Source organism: Sphingobacterium sp. IITKGP-BTPF85 (assembly GCF_001006065.1).
GTDB lineage: Bacteria > Bacteroidota > Bacteroidia > Sphingobacteriales > Sphingobacteriaceae > Sphingobacterium > Sphingobacterium anhuiense.
The window spans coordinates 1-4111 of record NZ_ASZT02000235.1 but is presented as its reverse complement, the minus strand read 5'-3'; the positions used below and the strand labels follow the sequence as shown (position 1 = coordinate 4111).

The 4111-nt window shown below is 34.4% G+C and carries 5 protein-coding genes and 1 pseudogene; 2 read left to right on the top strand and 4 right to left on the bottom strand.

All coding sequences use genetic code 11. The annotated features are described in order from the left end of the window. Window positions 1–111: 111 nt before the first annotated feature. Window positions 112–807, bottom strand: coding sequence for an SMUG2 DNA glycosylase family protein (locus L950_RS24370; RefSeq protein WP_021191447.1), 696 nt, complete (start codon window positions 805–807; stop codon window positions 112–114). 227 nt (window positions 808–1034) lie between these two features. Further along, window positions 1035–2111, bottom strand: a complete 1077-nt coding sequence (locus tag L950_RS24365) for an agmatinase family protein (protein ID WP_021191446.1) — start codon at window positions 2109–2111, stop codon at window positions 1035–1037. A 149-nt stretch (window positions 2112–2260) separates the two neighbouring features. On the opposite strand from L950_RS24365, the gene L950_RS24360 reads away from it, so the two are divergent. After that, window positions 2261–2695: an immunity 22 family protein gene (locus L950_RS24360; protein ID WP_021191445.1), complete on the top strand. Its 435-nt coding sequence runs from the start codon at window positions 2261–2263 to the stop codon at window positions 2693–2695. 194 nt (window positions 2696–2889) lie between these two features. Here L950_RS24360 and L950_RS24355 read toward each other — a convergent pair. Continuing rightward, window positions 2890–3356, bottom strand: a pseudogene (locus L950_RS24355) (NAD(P)H-dependent oxidoreductase). 162 nt (window positions 3357–3518) lie between these two features. Between L950_RS24355 and L950_RS24350 the strand changes: the two are divergent. Next, window positions 3519–3884, top strand: a complete 366-nt coding sequence (locus tag L950_RS24350; RefSeq protein WP_021191443.1) for a winged helix-turn-helix transcriptional regulator — start codon at window positions 3519–3521, stop codon at window positions 3882–3884. A 33-nt stretch (window positions 3885–3917) separates the two neighbouring features. Here the strand turns inward: L950_RS24350 and L950_RS34595 are convergent. Next, a partial coding sequence (locus L950_RS34595; RefSeq protein WP_037527012.1) for a hypothetical protein occupies window positions 3918–4111 on the bottom strand: 194 nt, incomplete at its 5' end.

Genomic DNA, 4111 nt, shown 5'->3' with positions numbered 1-4111 from the left:
TACCAGCTGAGCTACGGAATCCTTTCTTAATTGGAAGTGTATCCCTTTTTGAAAGTGATGCAAAGATAGAGTTTCTAGTACTATACTCCAAATAAAATTTATACTTTACTTCTAAGTCCCTAGTACACCGATATATTTATTTATATAATGCTCTTTTTCTCGTGATTTATATTGTTGGATGTAGCGTGGGTGATCTAGAATCGTTAAATTCGCGAACAAATGTTCCTCTTTATTTATTTTTTCAATAAATGTTGCATTCTTTTTTCCCAATACAAATACGTTAGTTGTTTCGAGGCCTAAGCTTATGTGTTTTTTTAGAGATTCGATCATAAATGGCTTAACCATTGCAAACAAGTTTCTATCATCATAATAGTTTGCATTGATCCATTTGTTTTCCTTTGTTCTGCGGACAATGGCTAATGGGAACGGTGAATTGATGTAAAATTGTCGATAAAAAGTTTGTGTACCACCAAATTCCTTAATCATGTCATAAAGAAAAACGGAAGATATTTCATGGGTATGTGCAGATTTCATGGGGATACCACAGATGTGTTCTAACCTTTTGGTGTCTGTAAATGGTACGCCTGTGACCCCTGCACCGTGACGGCTAGGATTGATTCCTATAATGAATTTTCTAGGAGCAGTGTCGTCGTAATACTTGTTGTAAAACTTTTCCATAACGATTAAGGTCTCCGGGTTTTCAAAGTAAGGATTTAATACCCGAAAGTCATCTGGAAGATTTCCTGAGTAATGTAATTGTTTATTAAACTCAATTATTTGTGTTGCTATAGTCTTGGCGTTGTCCATACCTTGATTTTAATATTCTATTTATTTACAAGTTAATTATTTTCTGAGATATGACGTATACAAATACTGACCTATCACTATTTAATAACAACAAAAGCAATCGAAAGATTGGCTTTTGTGTTTTCTGGTAAATGCAATTATATAAAATGTCTAGTGCTCTAATTATATTTGAACATTATTTAAGTAGATATGATCTATTTAAATATCGTTAGTACATGCAGTTTGCATTAAAAATTGATTTTCGATCCTACAGCAAGTTTGTTATTTTTTGCAAATACGCCACATAAATGAAATAGAAGTCTAGCACCTACGTTACCATCCCAGTCGTCTTCTCCGGGAGCAACTTCAACTAAATCAATACCAATAATGTTTTTATCGCTATTAGCCAATCGACTTAACAAGTAAGTTGCTTGTTCATAAGACAGTCCCCCAGGTACCGGAGTTCCGGTGTTTGGACAGTACCAACGCTGTAAAGCATCAATATCAAAACTGACCGCTACATTTTCCGGTAATTGTGCTAGAATTTCATCACATTGATCTTTCCAGATTTTTCCTTCAAAGCTATTTGCTTTTAGATCTGTGTCAGTAAATACTTTTACTTTATTTGAAGTTTGGACTGCTTCCAATTCTCCTTCACTAAAATCGCGAATACCAACCTGAACGATTTTTTCCAATTGTGCAAGTTTGATCGCGTTGAACATAATTGATGCGTGAGAGTAGGTAAAACCTTCATAAGCATTACGTAAATCCATGTGTGCATCGAAATGTAAAATTCCAAATGAATCATGGTTTTCAGCTAAAGCTTCATAATATCCCAAAGGTGTAGAATGGTCTCCGCCTAAAAGAATTACTTTCTTACCTTTATTCATCCAATACAATGAGCGTTCTTTTACTTCGTCATTGAACTGTTTGGAAGCTTTGTTTATTTCTTCTAAATACCCTCTTAGTGTAGCGTCATTTTCAATATCTTCACCATTTTCTAGCGCTTCTATAATAGGTTGCGCTAAACTTTTATATTTTTCACTGTTTTCCGACCAGTGCGCAGGAGTTTCATCCATGAAAATTCCTAATTTCCATAAATCCGGAAATTCCTGGTGCAGTAAATCAACCTGAAATGAGGCATTTAAAATAGCATCAGGACCATTACTGGCACCGCTTCCATAACTTACAGTTACTTCCCAAGGTGCGGGTACAACAATAATATCACTTTCTTCAGCTGTAAAGGGAAGCCCGTATATGCTGGAATCTGGTAAGCCAGGTTGTGATGGATCGAAATTTTCAATTTTTGTTTGCTTTGTCGACATGTTATGAATCACTAGTTGAACTGCAAATATAAAAAAACTTACCTGCGTTAAAAAGGATATCTTGAGCCATGGTAGGGAGGGTAAATGAACAAATAAAGGTTCGGGAATTTAGGCTATCTTTACAGTCTACTAAAAGTATAAGAAATAAAATGGCAGAACAACGTATCCATATTTGGACAGGGACATCAAATAAAACGGAAGAACAATTTTATAAATATTTTGACCAAAGCAAATTTATTAAGGATTATAATCGATTTAAAACGGATGAAACCTATGCGAGAAATGCACCTGACTTTAATCTCCGTTCACAGTTTAGCAAAGCAATTGACAAACAGTATGATTATGATGTAGATTGGATCACTGTTTACTTTAGTCGCAAAAAAATGAGTATTCAAGCTGCTATAGAAGAACTGCCTATATGGAATGATCAAACAGAAGTAGCAATCTATCAGGCATGTGTTGATAAAGGAATTTCAAATGTGAATGCCATATTATGTTATGCTGATGCCGAATTGATCATAGACAAACCAATTGGAAATTACAACGATATGATCTATATAGGTTGTTTTAATATTCCGGCTTAGTATATCCTAACAAATCAGTACGTAATTAAGGTGATGCTTCGTTCGAATTTTCATATCGATTCCATAAAAGGAGCTAATGTAACATGTGCTCCTTTTATGGAATCGGCAGCGAGCGAATTTAAGTTCTTTTTGAAAGAATCCAATAATTATAAACAATGGAAAGACAGTGTCTATTTATTTGTCTGACCTGCATGTTATAGATTATTCATGAAATCTATATATTGGGTAACACTTTTTTCAATCCATTCCTCTGAACTGTCTTGTTCTCGGCCATAATAAGCAAAGAATGGTTGATAATCGGCTTTTATATATTCAAAAGTTAATTCAAAATTTCGGGTCAGTTCCTTTATTGTGTATTTATACTTTCCGTTAGCAGCGTACTCTTCCTCATCTATGCCGATCGACATTGCTAGAGCAATCTTTTTTCCTGAGACTTTGTAGCCACTCTTGCTTCCGTATGCCCATCCATAAGTAAAACCTCATCTAGCCATTTTTTTAATAACGGAGGGCAATTAAACCAATAAAACGGAAATTGAAATACAATTTTATCATACTGCTCTATCAATTTCTGTTCTGCTACAACATCAATCTTTTCATTTGGATAGATGGCATGTAATTGATGGATGTGATATTGCTCAGGATGCTTGTTTAATTCCTCCATCCATCTTTTATTGATTATGGAATTTTCTGCATCGGGATGAATAACAATTACTAATGTTTTCAAATGTCTTTTAATTTTAAAATTCTCATACAAAAGTAATTGATGAAGCATAAATTTTGTAGGTTAGATGCTAATTGTGGGATACTATAAAAAAAGTAAGTAATGACAAAAATAAAAGAAACTTCAACAAACTTTGCAAATAAGCAGGCTTTAGCCAATGAATGTTTGGAGGTTTATGCTTCTAACATAATTGGCGGTCAGTGGTCGCTGGCGATCTGCTGCTATCTAATTAACGGAAAACACCGATTTGGAGAATTGAAAAAATGTTTACCAAACATTACCGAGCGTATGCTGACCTTACAACTACGTAAGTTGGAGGAAAATAAAATTGTGAAACGAACGGTATACGCTGAAGTCCCTCCGCGCGTTGAATATGAATTAACTTCAATCGGAAATGAATTGAAACTTATTATTGAAGAACTTGGAAAGTGGGGTGAAAAACATAAAGCTGAGGCAATACAGGACTGAATATTTTAGATACAGTATAATGTGGGGTTTTATCTAGGGAAAAGTTGTTGGTAATTTGTTGTAAATTCTCAATGGTAGAAATGCAATTGGAGCAGTTTTACAATTATCGTATAATATCTTTAACATCCAGTACATGGTATCTATCCGAATGGTGCTATTGAAATCCAGTAATAACAAAAAAGCTTCACATTTCTGTGAAGCTTTTGGTGATCCCGCTGGGATTCGAA